The sequence below is a fragment of the Flavobacterium palustre genome (genome assembly GCF_014639535.1).
GTDB lineage: Bacteria > Bacteroidota > Bacteroidia > Flavobacteriales > Flavobacteriaceae > Flavobacterium > Flavobacterium palustre.
Genome location: NZ_BMGA01000002.1, coordinates 313,533 through 337,639, shown reverse-complemented (window position 1 = coordinate 337,639; position 24,107 = coordinate 313,533). Strand labels below are relative to the sequence as shown.

Sequence of the window (24,107 nt, the reverse complement as noted above, 5' to 3'; positions counted from 1 at the left end):
AGAGAATTAATTGCCAAAATAAAAAAGACAAACAATGAAAATATCAGGAGCAGAAGCAGTTATCAGATGCTTATTAGCCGAAGGAGTAGATTTGGTTTATGGATATCCGGGAGGAGCCATCATGCCGGTTTACGATGAATTATACAAATTCCAAGATCAATTACACCACGTATTAGTACGTCACGAACAAGGTGCAGCTCATGCGGCGCAAGGTTTTGCCAGAGCTACAGGAAAAGTAGGAGTTGCTATCGCAACTTCAGGACCAGGAGCAACAAACCTGGTTACAGGTATTGCCGATGCTCAAATAGATTCTACTCCAATGGTATGTATTACAGGTCAGGTAGGGAAACATTTGTTAGGATCTGATGCTTTTCAGGAAACAGATATCATCGGAATTTCGACTCCGGTAACCAAATGGAATTACCAAATTACCGAAGCAGATGAAATTCCTGAAATTATGGCAAAAGCATTTTACATTGCCAGATCAGGTCGTCCGGGGCCGGTATTAGTAGATATTACTAAAAACGCTCAGTTTGATACTTTGGATTTTAGTTATAAAAAGTGTAACGATATCAGAAGTTATCATCCAAAACCGGTTTTAAAATTAGAAAAAGTTAAAGAAGCGGCTGAATTAATTAACCAGGCTAAAAAACCAATGATTGTTTTTGGTCAGGGAGTTATTTTAAGTAAGGCGGAAGAAGAATTAAAAGCCCTGATTGAAAAATCAGGAGTTCCGGCAGCCTGGACAATTTTAGGTCTTTCGGCTTTACCTACTGAGCACGAATTGAATGTAGGAATGGTAGGAATGCACGGAAATTACGGTCCAAATATCTTAACCAACGAATGTGATGTATTAATTGCATTGGGAATGCGTTTTGACGACCGTGTAACTGGAAATTTAGCAACTTATGCAAAACAGGCTAAGGTTGTTCATTTTGAAATTGATCCTGCTGAAATTGATAAAAACGTTAAAACAGAAGTTGCTGTATTAGCTGATTTAAAAGAAGCCTTAACTGCTTTGTTACCACTTATTGAAAAGAACTCTCATGAGGAATGGCATAATGAATTCAAGAAGAAATATCAAATTGAATTGGATGCGGTAATTAATGAGGAATTAGCGCCAACTAATGGAAAAGGAATTTCTATGGGTGAAACTATCGAAATGATTAACAAGCATTCTAAAGGTGATGCTATAATGGTTTCTGATGTTGGTCAACACCAAATGTTTACCTGTCGTTATGCTAAATTCAACACTACAAAAAGTAATGTAACTTCCGGTGGTTTAGGAACTATGGGATTTGCTTTACCGGCAGCTATTGGAGCTAAAATGGGAAGACCGGATAGGGAAGTGGTTGCTATTATTGGTGACGGAGGTTTCCAGATGAATATTCAGGAATTAGGAACCATTCATCAAACTCAGGTTCCTGTAAAAATTGTAGTTCTGAATAATGAATTTTTAGGAATGGTTCGTCAATGGCAGGAGTTGTTTTTTGATTACAGATACGCATCTACAGTGATGACAAATCCTAACTTTTGTGCTATTGCAGAAGGTTATTATATCAAATCCAGAAAAGTAACTAAAAGAGAAGAATTAGATGAAGCAATTGCTGAAATGTTAGCTTCTAAAGACTCTTATTTCCTTGAAGTTATGGTAGAGAAAGAAAACAACGTATTTCCAATGATTCCAACAGGAGCTTCGGTTTCTGACATCCGATTAAGTTAATATTATGGAAAATAAAACATTCACCATTTCTGTATATTCAGAAAACAACGTTGGCTTATTAAACAGAATATCAGGAATATTCTTAAAGCGCCACATCAATATATTGAGTTTAAATGTATCCGAATCGGAAATTGAAAACGTTTCCCGATTTGTAATTGTGGTAGATACTACCGAAAAATGGGTACAAAACATTGTTGGTCAAATCGAAAAACAAGTTGAAGTCATTAAGGCTTTCTACCATGTAGATGAAGAAACCATCTTTCTGGAAAGTGCTTTATTTAAAATAGCATCTAACTTGTTGTTTGACGAAAGACAAATTCAAAACATCATAAAAGAAAGTCATTCGGAAATTGTTACCGTATCAAGAGACTTTTTTGTAATATCAAAAGTAGGAAGACGTTCGGAAATTGAAGAATTGTATTCCAACTTAAAACCTTTCGGAATCATGCAGTTTGTACGTTCAGGAAGAATATCCGTTTCTAAAGAAAAAATGGAAGTTACAAGTTTATTATTAGAAGAATTAAAATCATAAATTAAATATTAGAAAATGGCAAATTATTTCAATTCATTACCACTTAGATTACAATTAGAACAATTAGGCGTTTGCGAATTCATGGATCAATCAGAATTTGCTAATGGAATCGAAGCTTTAAAAGGTAAAAAAGTAGTTATCGTTGGTTGTGGTGCTCAAGGTTTGAACCAAGGTTTGAACATGAGAGATTCAGGTTTAGATATTTCTTACGCTTTACGTGCTGAAGCTATCGCTCAAAAAAGAGCTTCATTCATGAACGCTGCTGATAATGGTTTCAATGTGGGAACTTATGAAGAATTAATTCCAACTGCTGATTTAGTATGTAATCTTACTCCGGATAAACAACACACGGCTGTAGTTACTGCAATTATGCCATTAATGAAACAAGGAGCTACTTTAGCTTACTCTCATGGTTTTAATATTGTAGAAGAAGGAATGCAAATTCGTAAAGACTTAACTGTTATTATGTGTGCTCCTAAATGTCCGGGATCTGAGGTACGTGAAGAATACAAAAGAGGATTTGGTGTACCAACATTAATTGCTGTTCACCCAGAGAACGATCCAAACGGAGTAGGTTTAGATCAGGCAAAAGCTTATGCTGTTGCAACAGGAGGTAACAGAGCCGGAGTTTTACGTTCTTCTTTCGTAGCGGAAGTAAAATCAGATTTAATGGGAGAGCAAACTATCCTTTGTGGTTTGTTACAAACAGGTTCTATTTTATGTTTTGACAAAATGATTGCTGAAGGTGTTGAACCAGGATATGCTTCTAAATTAATCCAATACGGATGGGAAACGATCACTGAAGGATTGAAACATGGTGGAATTACAAACATGATGGACAGATTGTCTAATCCTGCTAAAATTGCTGCTTTCAATGCTGCTGAAGAATTAAAAGACATCATGCGTCCTTTGTTCCAAAAACACATGGATGATATTATCTCAGGTCATTTCTCTAAAACAATGATGGAAGACTGGGCTAATGACGATAAAAACTTATTGACTTGGAGAGCTGCTACAGCTGAAACTAATTTCGAGAAAACTCCGGCTGGAGACGTTGAAATTTCTGAGCAAGAATACTACGATAACGGAGTATTAATGGTTGCTATGGTTAAAGCCGGAGTTGAATTGGCTTTCGAAGCTATGACTGATTCTGGAATTATCGAAGAATCTGCTTACTACGAGTCATTACACGAAACGCCACTTATTGCTAACACTATTGCAAGAAAGAAATTGTTCGAAATGAACCGTGTAATCTCTGACACAGCTGAGTACGGATGTTATTTATTCGATCACGCTTGTAAGCCATTAATTGCTGACTATGTTAAAAATGCACCATCTAACTTAATTGGTCGTCCATTTAACAGCGGTGATAACGGTGTTGATAACAAAGAATTAATCGACGTTAATTCAATCATCAGAAACCACCCGGTTGAAGAAGTAGGAGCTTGGTTAAGAGAGTCAATGACTGCAATGAAAAAAATTGTATAATTAGTTACAATTATAGTTAATTCAGAAAGGCGGAGTAATTTTACTTCGCCTTTTTTTTTGTGCCACATTTTTAGGAGCAGAACTTTTTCGTTTATAACAGCGAATGCTCCCGCTTTCCGTTGCAATCTTTTCTTTTTTAAGAAAAAAAGAAAAGGATTTCCACTGCAATCGGGGTTAGGAAAGAACTTTTTATTTCCATAAAACTTTCACAAAAAGATTTATAGAAATATACAACCTTATGATTTGTAAGAAAAAAACAATATATTAGTATTATGAATAAAAGCTAGTATTATGGCTTCTATAAAAAAGTTATAGATAAATTTTAAAGAGATGAATAATTTAAGTTTATATCCGCAAATTAGAATTTTAAAAGGAGTTGGAATCTTTTCATTGAAAGCTTTGGAATTCGAATCACATTTTGAAGTAATTCATTTTCCTCAGAATACAATCATTACAACTGAAATAAAGGATAATAAAAGCAACCTTTTTGACTTTAAAAATATGGGGGGATATTGGAGTTTAAAGGGGGTAACCGAAGAAAAATCTAATATTTACGCGCAAGATTTACTTTTCACAAACTTAACTGACAATAAACTAACATTGTACTCTTTTAAAGATTTCTCTATTAACAAATCCAAATTAGATAGTTTCACATCTGCTGAATTTCCACTCGTCGGACTTTACAAAGGAAATTTCAATACAAAAATTGAAAATTGGGAAATTAGTATATTAGAAAATAAAGAAAAAATTGAAAAAATTCAACAACAAAGTAAGAATTGGAATATTCAACTAGAAGGACTTCATTTAAAATTAGTAAATCCTAACTCTACAAAAGACAAATTCCTTTCAAAAGCTAAAGATATAACTTCTTTGCTTTCTCTTGCTTTGGGAAATGATATAGTATTTAACAGGCAACTTTATTATCAAGAAAATGAACTAGTGCAAGAAGATTGGAGAAGAATGGTTGACTATAACTTTGGAACCGGAGAATCTGTTCCAGATTTTAACTTAGATAGTTTTTTAAAAAAAGCATTACCCATCTATGAAAAATGGAATGCAAAAAAAAGAAAGATTTTTTATTCAACTGTTACTGGAATTAATTCTTCAAGCAGCGGTTTTTTAGAGGACAGAATTTTAAGAATTTGCATTGCTTGGGAAGGAGTCGTAAGTTGGTCAAAAGACAAGAAGAGTTCAAACTCAGAATTAGATCCATTAAAGAAATTGTTATTGGAAACTGTTGAAGGAAGTAATCTGCCTACAAACATTGATAAAGACTTCATTAAAACTAGAATTTCAAATTCTTTAGATTGGGAAAAAACAAGTGACTCTTTGACTAATTTCTCAAATCAATATCTTTTAAACCCAGAAAAACTTAAATTAGACTTTAAATCTTTAGTAAAAGTAAGAAACGATATTGCTCATTCCGGTCTTTTTAGGAAAGAATATACGACAGATTTTATAATCGATTTAATTTATAATCACAAACTAGCATTGCAAGTGATTCTTTTGAAAGAATTAGAATATGATGGATTAGTTATTACCAGTGAGAATAAATGGATAACACATACAAAAATGGAAAAATTAATAAAACCCAGCATTTAAATCCCAATCTGGTTCTCGTTGGCAACGGCGACCTACTTACTTTTGAAAACAAAACATAGCGTTTATAACGCGACTTATTGAGAAAAACTTTAACCAAATTTATCTAAATGAAAAAAAGGTATTATTTTATCGCTGTACTCATTTTATATTTCAGCAATATTTCATTTGCACAAACTCAATCAGAAATGAACGCAACAGCAAATGCAAAATATAAAAAAGCGGATGCAGAATTGAATAAAGTTTATAAGCAATTGATGGCAATTCTTGATCAAAATGAAAAGCCATTGCTAATTCAAGCTGAAAAAGATTGGATTAAATACCGGGATTCTCATTGTAAGTTTGAAGCTTCACAATATGAAGGCGGAAGTATGCAACCTTTAAGATATTCAACTTGTTTAGAGGAACTAACAAGGAAAAGAATTGTAGAAATTAAAGCCAGCATAAAAGAGAGAAATTTGTAGTTCCCAATTTTGGTTCTCGTTTGTCGTTTACAATGAATTTTAAAATAGAATACAGTTACTACTTGATGTTTTTTTTAAACTTCATTTACGCAGCGGAGTTTTTAAACTCAAAATCATACTTGACTTTTCTTTCCATAAAAATGCCCCCAAATAGTGTTTAACTTTTTGGGGGCAGTGCAGATTGAAACAACTTTTTTAGTTTTATTTTTTCTCGCTTTGAATTTCTTCAATAATTTCAGGATTCAGTAAAGTACTGGTATCACCATAATCAGAGAAATCACCCGCAGCAATTTTTCTTAAAATACGACGCATAATTTTTCCGGAACGTGTTTTGGGTAAACCGGAAACAAATTGAATTTTATCTAATTTAGCAATCGGACCTACGTGATCAGTTATGTGCTGATTGATTTCGATAAAAAGATTTTCTTTGTTTCTAATCTCACCGGTTTCTTTAAGAATCACAAAACCATACAGCGCATTTCCTTTAATATCATGAGGGAAACCTACAACTGCACTTTCGGCAACTGCCGGATGTTCATTAATAGCATCCTCGATAGGAGCAGTTCCTAAATTGTGTCCCGAAACAATAATTACATCGTCAACACGACCTGTGATTCTGTAATAACCTACTTCGTCACGTAAAGCACCGTCTCCGGTGAAGTATTTCCCAGGGTATTGTGAAAAATAAGTATCAATATAACGTTGATGATCATTCCAGATAGTTCTTGCCATTCCCGGCCATGGGAATTTGATGCACAAACTTCCTACTACTTGGTTGCCTTCAATTTCATTGCGTTTATCATCCATTAAAACAGCTTGGATTCCAGGTAATGGAAAAGTAGCATAAGTAGGTTTTGTAGGTGTGATAAAAGCAATTGGCGAAATCATGATTCCTCCCGTTTCGGTTTGCCACCAGGTATCCACAATAGGACATCTTTTTCCTCCCACATGGTCATTAAACCAGTGCCAAGCTTCTTCGTTGATTGGTTCACCTACTGATCCAATTACTTTTAAACTTTTAAAAAGATATTTTTGTACGTACTCTAATTTTTCTTTTGCTAATGCTCGAATGGCTGTTGGTGCGGTATAAAACTGACTTACTTTATGTTTTTCAATCACTTCCCAAAAACGACTGAAATTAGGATAAGATGGAACTCCTTCAAAAATCACAGTTGTAGCTCCATTTAGCAGCGGACCATATAAAATATAAGAATGACCTGTTATCCAGCCAATATCGGCAGTACACCAGAACACATCATTTTCCTCGTAATTGAAAACATTCTTAAAAGTGTAGGCTGTGTAAACCATATAACCTGCAGTAGTATGCACCATTCCTTTTGGTTTTCCGGTTGAACCCGAAGTATAAAGAATGAACAAAGGATCTTCGGCATCCATAATTTCAGCTACACTATTATCCGAAGCTTCGTCTAAGAGTGGTTGCAACCAAATATCTCTACCGTCTTTCATGTTAACAGCAGTATTAGTTCTTTTTACTACTAAAACGGTGCTAACCGAAGGACAACTTTGTAATGCTTCGTCAGCAATATCTTTTAATTCAATGGTTTTATTGCCTCTGTAGCCTCCATCGGAAGTAATGAGCAGTTTACTTTCGCTATCAATAATTCTTGTTGCTAAAGCTTTAGCTGAGAAACCTGCAAATACAACTGAGTGTATTGCTCCAATTCGGGCACAAGCCAAAATAGCTACCGCCAATTCAGGAATCATTGGCAAATAGATACATACACGATCACCTTTTTTAATGCCTTGCTCACGCAATACATTGGCCATCTTGCACACTCTTTGGTGTAATTCATTATAGGTAATATGTACAGCTTCTTCTTCCGGATTATTAGGTTCGAAAATAATAGCTGTTTTTTCTCCTCTTTTGTTAAGATGTCTGTCAATACAGTTTTTGGCAATGTTAACTTTAGCTCCCGAAAACCATTGAACATCTGCTTCTGCCATATTAAATTCGACTACTTTGTCCCATGGCTGGTACCAGGTAAAATTTTCTTCGGCTATTTTTCCCCAAAATTTTCTGGGTTCCCTGATGGACTTATTGTAATGCTTAAAATATTGTTCTAAATTATCAATTTTGTAGTAGCTCATCCCTTTTTATATTTTTGATAAATATATTAAATCTCCATCTATTCTATGAAAAAAATAAATCATTAATCAACGCAATTTAATCAAAAAAATGAAATTCTATCTTAACAAAAATGCAAATTATTGAAAAAAGAACAGAATAATGCCTTTTTTTGCTCAAACACAAATCTTTAGATTTTTGTCTTTCACATTTTTTTTGCAACCTAATTCTTCCTGTTTATTGTAAAATTGATATTTGTATAAAGTATCAGAATAAATTAGTTTGTAACATTATTTTAGATTTCGAGTATAAACAATTTTACTTAAGCTTTGTTTTAATTTTATAAAAAACTAAACGAAAATTGAAATTCATCAATATTTATTTCGGAATCAAATCGCAATACCAAAATCCGTAATCATAAGCCGTGGAGTCATTCGTGTCACAAGCTGTGTTGGAAGAATCCTGTTTTGGTTTTTCATATTTTCGGTACACAACTTCACCAATTTCAAAATCGATTGGCTTTTTAAAAATTGGTCCGTCAAAACTGAAAGTATGGAATTCGCCATTTTCTCCACATACATCCACATTGTCCGGTAAATCATCAATAAATTGCTGATCGATTACACGCCCTACAAAACTTTTGTCTAAATAGCGTTCGTTTACACAAACAACAATTGTTTTAAATCCCAAAGCAATAAATTCCTGAATCAATTCTTTTGTTGGTATTTTCCAAATAGGAAAAATGCCTTCAAATCCCATTGATGCTAATTTGTCTTCGCGGTATTTGCGTAAATCTTCCAGAAAAATATCTCCAAAAACCGAATGGGTAATTCCTCGTTGTTTTAGTTTTTCCAATGTTTGCTGCATTACGTTTTCATACGCTTCCATTGTAGGCATTTCGGGAATTTGCATGATTTCTAAAGGAATTCCAATACTTTGGGCTTGTTGTTCCAATAATTCAACTCTAACGCCGTGCATCGAAATACGTTGGTATTGCTGGTTGACGCTGGTTAATAAACAATTGATTTCAAATTCAGGATTTTGCAGTATTTTGCATAAGGCTAAAGCAGAATCTTTTCCGCTACTCCAGTTAAAAAGGGCTTTCTTCAACTTAATTTTATTAAAAGTTTAAGAGGTAAACTTACAAAATACTTTCAATAGTTTATTAAAGCTTTGTAACTTTGAAATTCCTGTTTTAATACACTTTAAATGAAATACTTTTTCCTTTTTATCTCCACTTATCTTTTTGCCCAACAAACAAAAGTGGTTGATTTTACTTCTGTTTCAGCACAATTGAGTTTAAATGCTAATGAGAAATCCATTTCCGGTTCTGTAAATTATTCTTTCGAAATATTGAAACCTACTGATACTTTAAAAATTGATGCTCAAAATATGCAGTTTTCAAAGGTGAAATTAAATCATACGGAAATTCAATATTTAAATTCCGGCAAACAATTATTGATTGTTCATTCGTTTCAGAAAGGAAAAAATGTGCTTACTTTTAATTATAACGCCACACCCAAACAGACCTTGTATTTTGTAGGTTCGGCAAATTCAGAAGAGATGCAAATCTGGACTCAGGGACAGGGGAGATACACCAGTAATTGGTTTCCGAGTTTTGATGATGTCAATGAAAAAGTAATTTTTAATCTGGATATTGCATTTAACACTGATTTTCAAGTAATTTCCAATGGTGTTTTAAAGCAAAAAAAGAATCAAAACAATACTACTATATGGACTTATCAAATGGAGAAACCAATGAGTTCCTACTTGCTGATGCTCGCCATTGGTAAATTCAAAAAACAAACTCTGTATTCTAAAAGTAAAATCCCTTTGGATTTGTATATAGAAAATAACGATGCTTCGAAATTTGAGCCTACGTATCGTTATTCTAAACGAATATTTGATTTTTTAGAGAAAGCAATAGGAGTGAAATATCCTTGGAAAGTATACAAACAAGTGCCAGTTCGGGATTTTTTATATGCAGGCATGGAAAATACATCGGCTACATTATTTGCAACACGCTATGTGGTGGATTCCATCGGTTTTACAGATCGCAATTATACTAATGTTGATGCGCATGAGTTAGCGCATCAATGGTTTGGAAATATAATTACTGCTGGCAGTGGAAAACACCACTGGTTACAGGAAGGTTTTGCCACTTATTATGCCTTACTGGCCGAAAAAGAAATTTATGGAGAGGATTATTTTTATTCCAAAATGTATGAATCTATTCAGCAAATAAAATATGCGTCAAGAACGGATACAATTCCTGTTTTGCATGAAAAAGCCAGTTCTCTGAGTTATTATCAAAAAGGTGCCTGGGCTTTATTTGTATTACATCAGGAAATTGGAGATAAGAAATTCAGGAGAATCATTAAAAATTATTTAAAAAAATACGCTTTCAAAACCGTAACAACTGAAGATTTCTTTGCGGAAGTAAAAAAAGTGAGCCATTTTAATACTGATTCTTTTTCTAAAGAATGGCTGGAATCAACTGTTATTAATACTCAAAAAGTCAATGCTTTATTAGCTAAAAATAAAATCACTAAGATAATGCTGGAACTGGATAAAATGAAGACGAAATCGTTAGCTGAAAAAGAAGGTTTCTTTAAATTGATTTTAATGTCAGATGCTCATTATTCGGCAAAGGAAATGGTCCTTGACCAACTTAAAACCGAAACTTTTGAAGCAAAAAAAGCCTTTTTAGAATTGGCTATAGGAACTAATAGCCTGCAATTACGCCAGGCTTTAGCTTATTCATTACCTAAAATTCCGGAAGAATTTCGAGTTGATTACGAAAGTCTTTTAGACGATGCTTCTTATCAAACTCAGGAAATCGCTTTGTTGTACTTATGGAGAAATTTTCCAAAACAGCGATTAGCTTATTTGGAAAAATCCAAAAACTGGATAGGTTTTAATGATTATAATTTAAGAACTTTATGGTTATCTTTAGCACTGAGTACTCCGGAATTTCCGGGTAATCAACAGCAGTTAATTGATGAATTGATTGGTTATTCATCTGAAAAATATGAGGCTACAACCCGACAAAACGCTTTGGAAAAACTAATAGGATTTAAAATTATTAATGATGTCGTTTTAGCAAATTTAGTGAAAGCAACCACACATCATATGTGGCAATTTTCTAAATTTGGACGGGATACAATTCGAACCTTATTAAAAAATCAAATGTATAAAGAGATGTTTGTTCGAATTTTACCCGGTTTGAACGAGAAAGAACAGTTTCAGTTGAATCGATTGTTAAACGAGATTATATGAGAGCATTAGTAATTTCCGGAGGTGGGAGCAAAGGCGCATTTGCGGGCGGTGTTGCCCAATTTTTATTGGAAAGTAAGAAGATAAAATACGATATGTTTTTAGGAACCTCTACCGGAAGTTTATTAATTCCGCATTTGGCTTTAGGAAATATCGATAAAATTCGCCGTATTTACACTAATGTGAATATGCGGAAAATTTTTAATATCAATCCTTTTATCGTCAGAAAAAAGAACGGAATCGATGTTGTAAGTATCAATCATTTCAATGTTTTGTTACAATTTTTCAGAGGAAAAAGAACCTTTGGCGAAAGCAAAAAATTACGCTCTTACATAAAAAAGAATTTCCCGATAGCTGAATTCAACCAATTAAAATCACAGCGTACAGATGTAATTGTGACGGTAACGAATCTTTCTACCAATGAATCCGAATACAAATCGATAAAAGATTGTACGTATGATGAATTTTGCGATTGGATTTGGATTTCCAGTAATTACATTCCTTTTATGAGTATTGTAAACATTAAAGGCTATGATTATGCCGATGGCGGATTTTCCAGTTTGGTTCCCATTCAGGAAGCTATCAATCGTGGTGCTACCGAAATAGATGTTGTTATTTTAGAAACCGAAAAAACGGTTCCCAGAGTAGCTATTGGGCGAAATCCTTTTTCTTTGTTGATTGATTTGTTCCAAATTGAATTGGATCAAATAGGAAAACACAATATTTTGTTAGGAACTTTGTCGGCTTCTTATAATAATGTAAAACTCAATCTCTATTACACACCGATTGATTTGACTAATAACGCATTGATTTTTAACAAAGCCAAAATGACGCAATGGTGGGAAGAAGGCTTTCAGTATGCCTTGAAAAAAAGTGAGACGATGGAAATCTCAAAACCTTTTTTATCCGACGAACAATCTGCTTAATTGCTATTTACCACAATTCGGCTACTTCATTTTTCAGGAATGCTAAAGCTGTATTACTTGGTGATGTTTTTTCTAATAATTCGCTGATTACAAATGTTCTCAATTCATCAGCATTGCTTATTTTTTCGTTTTTAGCCGCTAAGCGAATCATTTGTATCGAGGCGTTTTTAGCCGTTAAAATAACTGTCCAGCATTTGTCTGAAACATAAATTTGCTGCGCAATATTGTGTTCAAATTCCTGTTCGATATGAGCAATTACATAATTAGCATAATCGCTTTTATCAGTTGAAACCGGATTAATACGCACCATTAATTGTGAGGGATTAATACGTTCCATCAACAGAGTCATTCTTTCATAAGCCTGTAAACGCAAGGGTAAAGCTGTTTTTTGATTGTCTTTTTGCAATAACCAGCGTCGGGTGTTTTGCTGGTCTTTAAAATGCGAATTGAATAAAAAATAAGCAACTCCGCCTGTGATTATTGAAGGAATTGTATAAGCTACTATTTCGATGATGTTTGTTGCGTTCATTTGGGTATAAAATTTTGAAAGCAAAAATATACTTTTAGAATTATTCCGCAAATATTCGCTAAGAAATGACATAAAATTTCGTAAAGGAAAGTATTAGTTTTAGGTTAAAAAAAACTTTGCGTTTCTCTGTGTTACTTTGAGAATCTTTGTCTAATAAATCCCCGTAAATACTTATTTTTGCATAAATAGAAAAAAGTAATGCAACAATATATTTCACAACTCAACGAAGCACAACGCGCACCAGTATTGCAAAAAGACGGCCCAATGATTATTATTGCCGGTGCCGGTTCCGGAAAAACCCGTGTGTTAACCATCAGAATTGCTTATTTGATGCATCAGGGAATCGATGCTTTTAATATTTTGTCGCTTACATTTACCAATAAGGCGGCTCGTGAGATGAAAAATCGTATTGCTGATATTGTTGGTGCCAGCGAGGCAAAAAACCTTTGGATGGGGACTTTTCACTCTATTTTTGCTAAGATTTTACGTTCGGAAGCGGATAAATTAGGTTATCCTTCTAATTTTACTATTTATGATTCTCAGGATTCATTGAGGGCAATTTCGGGAATTATCAAAGAAATGCAACTAGACAGAGATATTTATAAACCAAAACAGGTTTTAAGCCGAATTTCGACTTTTAAAAATAGTTTGATTACGGTAAAAGCCTATTTTAATGATCCCGATTTACAGGAAGCCGATGCTATGGCTAAGAAGCCGAGAATGGGTGAAATTTATCAGGCTTATGTAGATCGTTGTTTCAAATCGGGAGCGATGGATTTTGATGATTTACTTTTGAAAACTAACGAATTACTGACCCGTTTCCCTGACGTTTTAGCCAAATATCAAAATCGTTTTCGTTATATTTTGGTGGATGAGTACCAGGATACGAATCATTCGCAATATTTAATTGTTCGTGCTTTATCGGATAAATTTCAGAATATCTGCGTGGTAGGTGATGATGCGCAAAGTATTTATGCTTTCCGAGGTGCCAACATCAATAATATTTTGAATTTCCAAAAAGATTATCAGGGAGTTCAAACTTATAGATTGGAACAAAATTACCGTTCGTCCCGAAATATTGTGGAAGCTGCCAATACGGTGATGGAACACAATAAAACCAAACTGGAGAAAGTGGTTTGGACTGCTAATGAGTTTGGTCCAAAAATAAAAGTGCATCGCAGTTTGACAGATGCCGAAGAAGGTCGCTTTGTTGCCAGTACTATTTTCGAACAAAAAATGCAAAACCAAATGAACAATGGGCATTTTGCAATTTTGTATCGAACCAATGCACAATCGAGAGCCATGGAGGATGCTTTGCGCAAGCGGGATATTCCGTATCGCATTTATGGAGGATTATCTTTTTACCAAAGAAAAGAAATCAAAGATGTTTTATGTTATTTGCGATTAGTGATTAATCCAAAAGACGAAGAGGCTCTGGTACGTGTAATTAATTATCCGGCTCGTGGAATAGGGGATACTACAATTGAAAAATTGACTGTTGCGGCTAATCATTACAAAAGATCGATATTTGAAGTAATGCAGAACATTGATCGTATTGATTTGAAACTGAACTCAGGAACGAAACAAAAACTAAATGATTTTGTGACAATGATTCAGAGTTTTCAGGTGATTAACGAAAATCAGGATGCTTTTTATCTTACCGATCATGTTTCTAAAAAAACTGGATTGGTTCAGGAATTAAAGAAAGATGCTACGCCGGAAGGAATGGCCAGAATTCAAAATATTGAAGAATTATTAAACGGTATTAAAGATTTTACCGAAGGTCAAAAGGAAGTGGATGGAGCCAGAGGTTCATTGGCTGAATTTTTAGAAGATGTGGCTTTGGCAACTGATTTAGACAAAGATACCGGTGATGAAGACCGTGTGGCTTTGATGACCATTCACCTGGCAAAAGGACTGGAATTCCCTCATGTTTTTGTAGTAGGAATGGAAGAAGATTTGTTTCCGTCGGCAATGAGTATGAGTACGCGTTCGGAATTAGAGGAAGAGCGTCGATTGTTTTATGTGGCTTTGACAAGGGCAGAACATCAGGCCTATTTGACTTATGCACAATCCCGTTACCGCTGGGGAAAACTAACCGATAGTGAACCATCGCGTTTTATTGAAGAAATCGACGGTCAGTATTTGGAATACCTAACACCAGCCGAAAGTAATTATCGTTTCAAACCGATGATTGATAAGGATGTTTTTGGAGATGTGGATAAGTCTAAATTACGTTTGGCAAAACCGGTGAGTTCAACACCTCCAAAATACATTACCGATAACCAACCTAAACCGGATGCACTCATTCGAAAATTAAAACCGGTTTCGTCTAATGCGCCTTCAGGGGCTGCTAACTTATTTGATAATCAATTAACTGCTGGAAATATTGTCATGCACGAACGTTTTGGTCGTGGACAGGTAATCAATTTAGAAGGTGTAGGTGCTGATAAAAAGGCGGAGATTAAATTTGAAGTAGGAGGTATCAAAAAGCTTTTACTTCGATTTGCGAAGTTGGATGTTATTGGGTAAACTTGAGACTGCAGTCAGCAGAATTTAGAAGACAGAAAACACCTAATCTTTTACTAGATTTTCATAACTTTAGTAATGCTCTAAGAAATAAAAACACAAAATGGCAGAATTTATAAAAATATACGAAGACAAACCTTCTGAAGCAGCGATTGCTAAGGTGGTTAAGGTTTTAAAAGATGGTGGTTTGGTAATTTATCCAACAGATACTGTTTATGGTTTAGGTTGTGATATTACTAATTCCAGAGCCTTGGAACGTATTGCAAAAATTAAAGGAGTAAAACTGGAAAAAGCGAAGTTTTCTTTTATTTGCCATGATTTGAGTAATCTTTCGGATTATGTCAAGCAAATAGATACGGCTACTTTTAAAATTTTAAAAAGAGCTTTGCCGGGACCTTATACTTTTATTTTACCGGGAAATAATAATTTACCAAAAGAATTTAAAAAGAAAACTACTGTAGGTATTCGTGTGCCTGAAAATAATATAACGCTGGAAATTGTAAGACAACTTGGGAATCCTATTGTAACTATGTCTATTCGTGACGAAGATGATGTGGTGGAATACACCACTGACCCGGAATTGATTTTTGAAAAATGGCAAAATTTAGTTGATATGGTTATTGATGGCGGTTATGGAGATAATGTAGCTTCAACCATTATTGACTTATCAGGTCATGAACCGGAGGTAGTTCGTGAAGGAAAAGGAAGTTTGGATATTTTATAAAGTTAGAAGTTGGAAGAAGGCTACTTATTTAAAAAATAATAGAAATTAAAAAGCATAAAAAAAACGTCCCAATATTTGGGACGTTTTTTTTATAATGAAATCTAAAACAGATTATTTTTGTTTTTTCATTTCTTTTTCAACCATATCGTAGAATTGGTCAATTTTAGGTAAAACAAGAATACGTGTTCTTCTGTTTTTAGCTCTGTTTTCAGCAGAAGTGTTTGGTACTAAAGGAACATAAGAACTTCTACCTGCAGCAACTAATTGTTCTGGTTTCACTCCTAATTCGTTTGTCAACACACGGATGATAGAAGTAGAACGTTTCACACTTAAATCCCAGTTGTCCAATAGAACTCCGTTTCCAATGTAAGGAACATTATCAGTATGACCTTCAACCATACATTCAAAATCTGGTTTGTCGTTAACTACCTTAGCAACTTTAGCTAAAACGCTTTTTGCTCTGTCAGTTACATTATAACTACCTGTTTTAAACAACATTTTATCAGAAATAGAGATAAATACTACTCCTTTTTCAACATTGATTTCGATATCTTCATCGTTCAATCCTACTACGCTTTTTAAGCTGGTTACAACAGCAAGTGTAACACTGTCTTTTCTGGTTAAAGCATCCTGAAGTCTTGATATTTTAAGATCTTTTTCTTTTAAGCTTTCTAATGATTTTTCTAAGTTTTCAGCACCTTTAGCTGTTAACATAGTCAAATCTTTTGATGTACTGATTAAACCTTGATTTTGCTCTTTTAAACCTTCAACTCTCGCTGTAAGCCCTGCTTTTTCTTCAAGGCAAGAATTTAATTTTACTGTAGCAGTGTTTAATAAATCCTGAGTTTCTTTGTTTTTGGCTTCTAAAGCTGCGTATTTCTTTTTAGATACACAAGAAGTTAAAAGAGCGAGTACCGAAAGGGCAATTACAACTTTTTTCATAAATTTTATTAGTTTTTGAGTTTTTACAAATTTAGTTTTTAATGTTTAGAATGTAAATATAAATTATTGTTAAATTATTTCGCAAAGACCTTGCCATTATTTACATAGTAACTAATAACGACGCTTTTAAGGGTATAGTATGATCTCGATTGAAAATCCCCTCTTTTTTTATAAGTTTTTGAAAATAAGGAATAAAAAGAAGCATGAGCTTTTAAAATAGCTAAAAAATGAGTGAATTTTCCTTGAAAAATAAAATGAATTCCGGCTATTCCATCCAGTAACATTCGAATAAATAAAACAGAATATAATTGCTCTTTAGGTAGATTTTTTACCAACATTAATAATGAATTTCGGAAGTTTAAAAAGGTTTTCTTCGGATTTCCCTGTTGCAAAGTCGCACCACCTACATGATAAACCACCGAATTGGAATTGTATTTAATGGTGTAGCCTTTGTTTTTAGCTCTCCAACACAAATCAATTTCTTCCTGATGCGCAAAAAAATCGGCATCAAAACCTTTTAATTCATGGTACACTTGGCTTCGGATAAAAAAACAGGCTCCCGAAGCCCAGCTTATTTCACAGGCATCATTGTATTGTCCGTTATCTTTTTCAATAGTTTCAAAAATGCGCCCACGACAATACGGATAACCATATTTATCAATAAAACCACCGGCAGCACCAGCGTATTCGAAATATTCTTTGTTTTTAAAATCTAATAATTTAGGTTGGATGATTGCTGTGTCAGCTTCGTTTTCGAAATTTTCTAAAATAGGTTTCAACCAATTTTCAGTCACTTCAATATCTGAATTTACTAAGGCATAAATTTCTGCATCAATATGTTGTAGAGCTTCGTTGTAACCTTTGGCAAAGCCAAAATTACCTGAATTTTTTACAATTTTTACAGTTGGAAAATGTGTCTCTATAAAGGAAATAGAATCGTCAGTGGAAGCATTATCGGCAACATAAATCTCAGCTTCAGGAGAATATTGAACGACAGAAGGTAAAAATTGTTCCAGTAATTGAACTCCATTCCAATTGAGGATAACAACGGCTATTTTTTTCAAAGTCTGTTTTTTGTTTACTTAATTATAATCGGGAAGTGCAGCTAGAAATTGGTATTTTTCATTCTCATAATCCATTTGGCAAAAATAATGATTCAATCCATTGCTTACCATCAAAAAATTGGATTTCATTGTCATATTATAACGTGCAATTTGGTCAAAAGTTCCTTGTGTAATTTTGACTTCCGGAGCTTTACATTCTACTAAAATATTAATAGAACCGTCAGTGTTAAATACCACAACATCGTATCTTTTTCTTAATCCGTTGACCAATAACACTTTTTCGACGTTGATTAAGGATTTAGGATATTGTTTTTCTTCTAATAAAAAGCGAACTACATGTTGACGAACCCATTCTTCAGGTGTGAGAATGATGAATTTTTTCCTGATTTCATCAAAAATAGACACTTTATTTTCGCTATTTTTGAAACGAAAAGAATAAGAAGGGAAATTGAGATTTTGCATGATGCAAAAATATTAAATAAGTTTAAAGATTGCAGTTTTTCAAATTTGAAATCTGAAATCTAAAATCTGCATTCTAAAAAATGGACGAAGTCATAAAAATTGTAAATGATATAAAAGCGGGGAATATCAAACCTATTTATTTCCTGATGGGGGAAGAACCTTATTATATTGATAAATTATCGGATTATATCGAAGAAAATGTTTTATCGGAAGACGAAAAAGGATTCAATCAAACGGTGATGTACGGTAGAGATGTTTCTGTAGAAGATATTGTTTCCACAGCAAAACGTTACCCAATGATGGCGGAGCGTCAGGTAGTGATTGTAAAAGAAGCGCAGGATTTGACTAAGACTATCGATAAATTAGAAGCATATGTAGAAAATCCGATGCTTTCGACTGTTTTGGTTTTTTGTTACAAATACAAAACATTAGATAAACGAAAAAAAGTTACTAAAGCAATAGCAAAGAACGGAGTCGTTTATGAAAGTAAAAAACTGTATGAAAACCAGGTTGGCGATTGGATAAAAAGGGTTTTATCAGGAAAAAAATATGCCATTGAGCCCAAAGCTGCTGCAATGCTGGTGGAGTTTTTAGGAACCGATTTGAGTAAAATCAATAATGAATTGGAAAAACTACAGATTATTTTACCCAAAGGAAGTACTATTTCGCCAAAAGACATTGAAGAAAATATTGGTTTTTCTAAGGATTTCAATGTATTTGAATTGCGAAAAGCCATTGGAGAACGCAATCAACTGAAAGCTTATACTATAGCCGAAAATTTTGCCAGTAATCCAAAAGAAAATCCCATGGTGGTAACCACAAGTTTAGTTTTTGGTTTCTTTGTACAATTATTAAAATACCATGGATTAAAAGATAAAAATCCTAAGAATGTAGCTGCGGTTTTAGGTGTGAATCCTTTTTTCTTAAAAGAGTATGATTTAGCTTTGAAAAATTATCCTATGCGAAAAGTAAGTCAAATTGTGGCTGCTTTGAGAGAAATTGATGTTAAAAGCAAGGGAGTAGGTGCTAATGCGTTGTCTAATGCCGATTTATTAAAAGAAATGCTGTATCATATTTTTAATTAGCATTATAAATTAACGATATTTGCAGTTCTAAAAACTAAACTAAAATACCACAACAACAATGGGAATGAATAAGAATACCATCTTAGGATGGGCTACATTTATAATGATTGTAATGGGATTGATATTAATTGCTCTTGGTATCTTTAAATATCGCGATGTTTCGGGAATTGGATTTGCAGCCGTAGGAATTGGTTTTTTTGCCATTGCCTGGGTTTTTAGTTCTTTAAAAGGAAGGGTGTAAAGTGTTTTTGGTTTGTAGTTAATAGTTTGTAGTTATGGCAACGATATCAAAATTTGAAGATTTAGAAATTTGGCAAAAAGCCAGAGAGATATGTTAATATGTCGAATTATTAATTCAAACAACAACTTTAAAAACAAACTATTCATTAAAAGATCAAATAGACAGAAGTTCAGGTTCAATAATGGATAATATTGCAGAAGGATTTGAAAGAAACGGAAATAGAGAATTTATACAATTTTTGAGTATTGCAAAAGGTTCAGCTGGAGAAGTAAAATCCCAATCTTACAGAGCTTTTGATAAAAAACTAATTTCAGAAGAGCAACATTTGAAATTAAATGAAATGGTTGAAATTGAAAAAAACAAAATAGGTTCAATGATGAACTATTTGAATAATTGTGAAATCAAAGGATTAAAATTTAAACAATAATAAAGAATAAGTTTGTAGCAGATAAACAAACTATAAACAACGAACAATAAACAACAAACTTTATATTATGTCAGACGATAAGAAAGTAATATTCTCAATGCAAAAATTGAGTAAAACCTATCAGGGAGCAGATAAACCTGTTCTTAAAAACATCTATTTGAGTTTCTTTTACGGAGCTAAAATTGGTATTTTGGGTCTTAATGGTTCGGGTAAATCTTCTCTTTTAAAAATTATTGCAGGAGTTGATAAAAACTATCAGGGAGATGTTGTTTTTCAACCGGGTTATACAGTTGGATATTTAGAGCAGGAACCTATTTTGGACGATTCTAAAACCGTTTTAGAAGTAGTTCAGGAAGGTGTTGCCGAAACAATGGCAGTATTGGAAGAATACAATAAAATCAATGATTTATTTGGTCTTGAAGAAAACTATTCAGATCCGGATAAAATGGATAAGTTGATGGAGCGTCAGTCAGTTTTACAGGATAAAATTGATGCTTTGGGAGCCTGGGAAATCGATACTAAATTAGAAATCGCCATGGATGCTTTGCGTACACCGGATGGAGATACGCCTATCAAGAACCTTTCGGGAGGAGAGCGTCGTCGTGTAGCTTTATGTCGTTTGTTGTTGAAGCAACCTGATGTATTGTTATTGGATGAGCCTACCAACCACTTGGATGCGGAATCTGTACTTTGGTTGGAACAACATTTGGCACAATATTCAGGAACTGTAATTGCCGTTACGCACGACCGTTATTTCTTAGATAATGTTGCAGGTTGGATTTTAGAATTGGATAGAGGAGAAGGTATTCCGTGGAAAGGAAATTACTCTTCATGGTTAGATCAAAAATCAAAACGTTTAGAGCAAGAAGAAAAAACAGCTTCTAAAAGAAGAAAAACTTTAGAGCGTGAGCTGGATTGGGTACGTCAGGGAGCTAAAGGCCGTCAGACAAAACAAAAAGCACGTTTGCAGAACTATGATAAGTTGTTGAACGAAGACCAAAAACAATTGGATGAAAAATTAGAAATTTATATTCCAAATGGACCTCGTTTAGGAACCAATGTTATCGAAGCTAAAAACGTAGCCAAAGCTTTTGGTGAAAAATTATTGTACGATAATTTGAATTTCACACTTCCACAGGCCGGAATTGTTGGGGTTATTGGTCCGAATGGAGCCGGTAAATCGACTATTTTCAGAATGATTATGGGAGAACAAGAAACGGACAGTGGAGAATTCTCAGTAGGGGAAACTGTAAAAATTGCTTATGTAGATCAGTCGCATTCGAATATTGATCCTAACAAATCTATTTGGGAAAACTTTGCCGATGGTCAGGAATTGATCATGATGGGTGGTCGTCAGGTGAATTCCCGTGCTTATTTAAGTCGTTTTAACTTTGGTGGAGGTGAACAAAATAAGAAAGTGTCTATGCTTTCTGGTGGAGAGCGTAACCGTTTACACCTGGCAATGACTTTGAAAGAAGAAGGAAACGTATTGTTACTGGATGAGCCAACAAATGATTTGGACGTAAATACGCTTCGTGCATTAGAAGAAGGTTTGGAAAATTTTGCAGGATGTGCTGTGGTAATTTCGCACGACAGATGGTTCTTAGACCGTATTTGTACGCATATCTTAGCTTTTGAAGGGAATTCTGAAGTATATTTCTTCGAAGGAAGTTTTACTGAATATGAAGAGAATAAAAAGAAACGTCTTGGTGGCGATTTGACTCCAAAACGTTTGAAATACAGAAAATTAATCAGAGGGTAATTCTTCTGATAAAGCCAATAAAAAAGGGATGATTCTTAGTCATCCCTTTTTTTGTATTAGTTATTTTTTTTACGAATGACTAAACTGAAGATTACTCAGGTTTTTATAAATTCCGTTTTCTAAGGCAATCAATTCAGAGTGTGTACCTTGTTCGCTAATCACTCCATTGTCAATTACTAAAATCTGATCGGCTGAACGAATAGTTGACAGACGATGTGCAATAATAATACTCGTTCTTCCTTCCATCAAAATTTCTAAGGCTTCCTGAACCAGTTTTTCACTTTCACTATCTAATGATGAAGTAGCTTCGTCCAAAATTAAAATACTTGGATTTTTAAGTAAAGCACGTGCAATCGCAATACGTTGCCTTTGACCGCCGGAAAGCTTGATTCCTCTTTCGCCTACAATAGTTTCGAATTTTTCCGGGAAACTTTCAATAAAATTCAAAGCATTAGCCTGTTTGGCAGCTAATAAAATTTCTTCATCGGTTGCATTTGGTTTTCCGTAAGCGATATTCTCTTTTATAGTTCCGCCAAATAAAATTACATCCTGAGGCACAATACTCATATTACCACGAAGATTTTCTAAATCGTAATCATAAATGTTTTTATTGTCAATAAGAATCGTTCCACTATCAATATCATAAAAGCGCAATAGGAGAGAAGCAATAGTAGATTTTCCAACACCACTAGGTCCTACAATGGCTATTTTTTGTCCAAAAGCAGCCGTGAAATTCACATCTTTTAACACCTGAATTTCTTTTCTGGATGGATAACTAAAAGCAACATTTTTAAAGGTTACATTTCCTTGAATCTTCTCAATTGAAGCTGAATTTGAAACTGCACTAATTTTTTCAGGAGTTTCGTCCAATAATTCGAAAACGCGTTCGGTAGCACCAATCGCTTTTTGAACCTGAGCGTATAATTCGGCAATTCCACCCGATGAAGCTCCCACATAACTGGAGTATAAAATAAAGGTAAAAAGTTCTCCAACGGTAATTTCGCCAGCAATACTTAATTGTACTCCGTACCAAACAACTGCTACAATTGTTCCAAACAAACAAATGATGATAAAAGAAGCAAAGTATCCTCTTAATTGTCCGCCTTTGATGGCAACTTTGACAACTTCTTTGATTTTTGTTCTATAGCGGGCAATTTCGTACCATTCGTTAGCAAAAGCCTTAACAATGCTAATTCCCTGCATGGTTTCTTCTACTACTACCTGACTTTCGGCAACCTGATCCTGAACTTTTTTGGAATATTTTCGAATATAACGACCAAATAGAACCGCAGCAACTCCCACTAACGGAACAATAGAAACCATCATAATGGTCAATTTGATATTAATACTGGCCAACATTACAAAACTTCCGATGATCAATATAAATTGACGGAGAAATTCAGCAATTGTTGTCGTTAAAGTATCCTGAATTTGTGTGATGTCATTACTGATACGGCTATTTAGTTCGCCAACTCTTTTTTGAGAGAAGAAAGTCATCGGCAGTTTAACCAAATTAGTATATAATGCCAATCGAACATTAGCTAAGGTATTTTCTGTAAAATTGACAAATAAGTACAATCTGAAAAATGAAAACACTGATTGTAATATTAAAACTAATCCTAGTCCCAGAGCAATTTGATTGGCTAAAGAAGCGTCTTTTTTATTGACACAATCTACAAGCATTCCCATGAATTTAGGAAAGGCTAGGGCGGTGACACTAGTTAATAATAAAAAAAGTAGTCCAACATAGAATTTCCAACTGTTGTTACCGGCGTATTTAAAAATAATTTTTGCTTTAGTTAGCGAAGTAGCGGTTATTTTTGATTTGGGTAAATTGTTTTCTTTGTATCTAGCCATCCGTAATTTTATTTTAGAATACAAATGTACTACTATAAGCCAGTGATAGCAAAAAAATATACTATGCCTTGGTTTGGCTAAAAGTCTGTATTTGAACTTAAAAGAAAATAAGCTTAATTTTTTATTGATTTATTTTCAAATTATGCTTGCAAATATAAAATCTAGCTGTATATTTGCACTCGCAATCAGCAATGATAGCACAACAAAATAGGGCGATTAGCTCAGCTGGTTCAGAGCACCTCGTTTACACCGAGGGGGTCGGGGGTTCGAACCCCTCATCGCCCACAAGTTTAATAACAAATGGTTTCAAAACCCTATAAATCTTATGATTTATAGGGTTTTTTCTTTGGTGCATATACCAAATTATTCATTCAATCTTAATTGGAAAGGG

At 34.0% G+C, this 24,107-nt stretch carries 19 protein-coding genes, 1 tRNA gene and 1 pseudogene; 14 read left to right on the top strand and 7 right to left on the bottom strand.

Going from position 1 to position 24,107, the window contains the following annotated elements; genetic code table 11:
- Window positions 1–34 precede the first annotated feature (34 nt).
- The 5 genes from ilvB (at window position 35) to IEV84_RS06235 (ending at window position 5,806) form a co-directional block, all read left to right on the top strand.
- Window positions 35–1,723 carry a biosynthetic-type acetolactate synthase large subunit gene (gene ilvB / locus IEV84_RS06255; RefSeq protein WP_188493436.1) on the top strand — a complete coding sequence of 563 codons (1,689 nt, stop codon included), beginning with the start codon at window positions 35–37 and terminating at the stop codon, window positions 1,721–1,723.
- 4 nt (window positions 1,724–1,727) lie between these two features.
- Window positions 1,728–2,255, top strand: coding sequence for an acetolactate synthase small subunit (gene ilvN, locus IEV84_RS06250; RefSeq protein WP_188493435.1), 528 nt, complete (start codon window positions 1,728–1,730; stop codon window positions 2,253–2,255).
- A 15-nt stretch (window positions 2,256–2,270) separates the two neighbouring features.
- The gene (ilvC, locus tag IEV84_RS06245) at window positions 2,271–3,743 is read left to right on the top strand and encodes a ketol-acid reductoisomerase (protein WP_188493434.1); all 1,473 of its coding nucleotides are present in this window, start codon (window positions 2,271–2,273) and stop codon (window positions 3,741–3,743) included.
- A 330-nt stretch (window positions 3,744–4,073) separates the two neighbouring features.
- Window positions 4,074–5,345 carry a hypothetical protein gene (locus IEV84_RS06240; RefSeq protein WP_188493433.1) on the top strand — a complete coding sequence of 424 codons (1,272 nt, stop codon included), beginning with the start codon at window positions 4,074–4,076 and terminating at the stop codon, window positions 5,343–5,345.
- A gap of 107 nt (window positions 5,346–5,452) precedes the next feature.
- The gene (locus IEV84_RS06235) at window positions 5,453–5,806 is read left to right on the top strand and encodes a lysozyme inhibitor LprI family protein (protein WP_188493432.1); all 354 of its coding nucleotides are present in this window, start codon (window positions 5,453–5,455) and stop codon (window positions 5,804–5,806) included.
- A gap of 201 nt (window positions 5,807–6,007) precedes the next feature.
- Here the strand turns inward: IEV84_RS06235 and acs are convergent, their stop codons facing one another.
- Window positions 6,008–7,915: an acetate--CoA ligase gene (gene acs / locus IEV84_RS06230; protein ID WP_188493431.1), complete on the bottom strand. Its 1,908-nt coding sequence runs from the start codon at window positions 7,913–7,915 to the stop codon at window positions 6,008–6,010.
- Window positions 7,916–8,270: 355 nt separating this feature from the next.
- Window positions 8,271–9,008: a Dph6-related ATP pyrophosphatase gene (locus tag IEV84_RS06225; RefSeq protein WP_444542650.1), complete on the bottom strand. Its 738-nt coding sequence runs from the start codon at window positions 9,006–9,008 to the stop codon at window positions 8,271–8,273.
- A gap of 93 nt (window positions 9,009–9,101) precedes the next feature.
- On the opposite strand from IEV84_RS06225, the gene IEV84_RS06220 reads away from it, so the two are divergent.
- On the top strand, window positions 9,102–11,171 hold the full coding sequence (locus IEV84_RS06220; RefSeq protein WP_188493429.1) for a M1 family metallopeptidase: 2,070 nt from the start codon (window positions 9,102–9,104) through the stop codon (window positions 11,169–11,171).
- Window positions 11,168–12,094, top strand: a complete 927-nt coding sequence (locus IEV84_RS06215; RefSeq protein ID WP_188493428.1) for a patatin-like phospholipase family protein — start codon at window positions 11,168–11,170, stop codon at window positions 12,092–12,094. Before IEV84_RS06220 ends, IEV84_RS06215 begins: the two co-directional genes overlap by 4 nt.
- 7 nt (window positions 12,095–12,101) lie before the next feature.
- Here the strand turns inward: IEV84_RS06215 and IEV84_RS06210 are convergent, their stop codons facing one another.
- Window positions 12,102–12,623 carry a DUF7935 family protein gene (locus IEV84_RS06210; RefSeq protein ID WP_188493427.1) on the bottom strand — a complete coding sequence of 174 codons (522 nt, stop codon included), beginning with the start codon at window positions 12,621–12,623 and terminating at the stop codon, window positions 12,102–12,104.
- A gap of 198 nt (window positions 12,624–12,821) precedes the next feature.
- On the opposite strand from IEV84_RS06210, the gene IEV84_RS06205 reads away from it, so the two are divergent.
- Both IEV84_RS06205 and IEV84_RS06200 read left to right on the top strand, forming a co-directional pair.
- Window positions 12,822–15,155 carry an ATP-dependent helicase gene (locus IEV84_RS06205; protein WP_188493426.1) on the top strand — a complete coding sequence of 778 codons (2,334 nt, stop codon included), beginning with the start codon at window positions 12,822–12,824 and terminating at the stop codon, window positions 15,153–15,155.
- A 100-nt stretch (window positions 15,156–15,255) separates the two neighbouring features.
- Window positions 15,256–15,876, top strand: a complete 621-nt coding sequence (locus tag IEV84_RS06200; RefSeq protein ID WP_188493425.1) for an L-threonylcarbamoyladenylate synthase — start codon at window positions 15,256–15,258, stop codon at window positions 15,874–15,876.
- Between the two features lie 111 nt (window positions 15,877–15,987).
- Here IEV84_RS06200 and IEV84_RS06195 read toward each other — a convergent pair whose 3' ends face one another.
- From IEV84_RS06195 to IEV84_RS06185, 3 genes are all read right to left on the bottom strand, one after another.
- The gene (locus tag IEV84_RS06195) at window positions 15,988–16,818 is read right to left on the bottom strand and encodes an OmpA/MotB family protein (RefSeq protein WP_188493424.1); all 831 of its coding nucleotides are present in this window, start codon (window positions 16,816–16,818) and stop codon (window positions 15,988–15,990) included.
- A 74-nt stretch (window positions 16,819–16,892) separates the two neighbouring features.
- On the bottom strand, window positions 16,893–17,882 hold the full coding sequence (locus tag IEV84_RS06190; protein WP_188493423.1) for a glycosyltransferase family 2 protein: 990 nt from the start codon (window positions 17,880–17,882) through the stop codon (window positions 16,893–16,895).
- Window positions 17,883–17,900: 18 nt separating this feature from the next.
- The gene (locus tag IEV84_RS06185; protein WP_188493422.1) at window positions 17,901–18,344 is read right to left on the bottom strand and encodes a type I restriction enzyme HsdR N-terminal domain-containing protein; all 444 of its coding nucleotides are present in this window, start codon (window positions 18,342–18,344) and stop codon (window positions 17,901–17,903) included.
- Window positions 18,345–18,424: 80 nt separating this feature from the next.
- Here IEV84_RS06185 and holA point away from each other — a divergent pair, with 80 nt between their 5' ends.
- The 4 genes and pseudogenes from holA (at window position 18,425) to ettA (ending at window position 21,859) form a co-directional block, all read left to right on the top strand.
- A complete protein-coding gene (gene holA, locus IEV84_RS06180; protein ID WP_188493421.1) occupies window positions 18,425–19,429 on the top strand; it encodes a DNA polymerase III subunit delta in 1,005 nt (334 codons plus the stop codon).
- A gap of 58 nt (window positions 19,430–19,487) precedes the next feature.
- Complete coding sequence (locus tag IEV84_RS06175; protein WP_026713689.1) at window positions 19,488–19,670, top strand: CAL67264 family membrane protein; 183 nt, start codon at window positions 19,488–19,490, stop codon at window positions 19,668–19,670.
- A gap of 34 nt (window positions 19,671–19,704) precedes the next feature.
- Window positions 19,705–20,097 (top strand): annotated as a pseudogene (locus IEV84_RS06170) (four helix bundle protein).
- Between the two features lie 67 nt (window positions 20,098–20,164).
- Window positions 20,165–21,859, top strand: coding sequence for an energy-dependent translational throttle protein EttA (gene ettA, locus IEV84_RS06165; RefSeq protein WP_188493420.1), 1,695 nt, complete (start codon window positions 20,165–20,167; stop codon window positions 21,857–21,859).
- A gap of 69 nt (window positions 21,860–21,928) precedes the next feature.
- On the opposite strand, the gene IEV84_RS06160 is transcribed toward ettA, so the two are convergent.
- Window positions 21,929–23,716: an ABC transporter ATP-binding protein gene (locus tag IEV84_RS06160; protein ID WP_188493419.1), complete on the bottom strand. Its 1,788-nt coding sequence runs from the start codon at window positions 23,714–23,716 to the stop codon at window positions 21,929–21,931.
- Window positions 23,717–23,926: 210 nt separating this feature from the next.
- Here IEV84_RS06160 and IEV84_RS06155 point away from each other — a divergent pair.
- Window positions 23,927–24,001, top strand: a tRNA-Val gene (locus IEV84_RS06155).
- The last annotated feature ends 106 nt before the right edge of the window (window positions 24,002–24,107 follow it).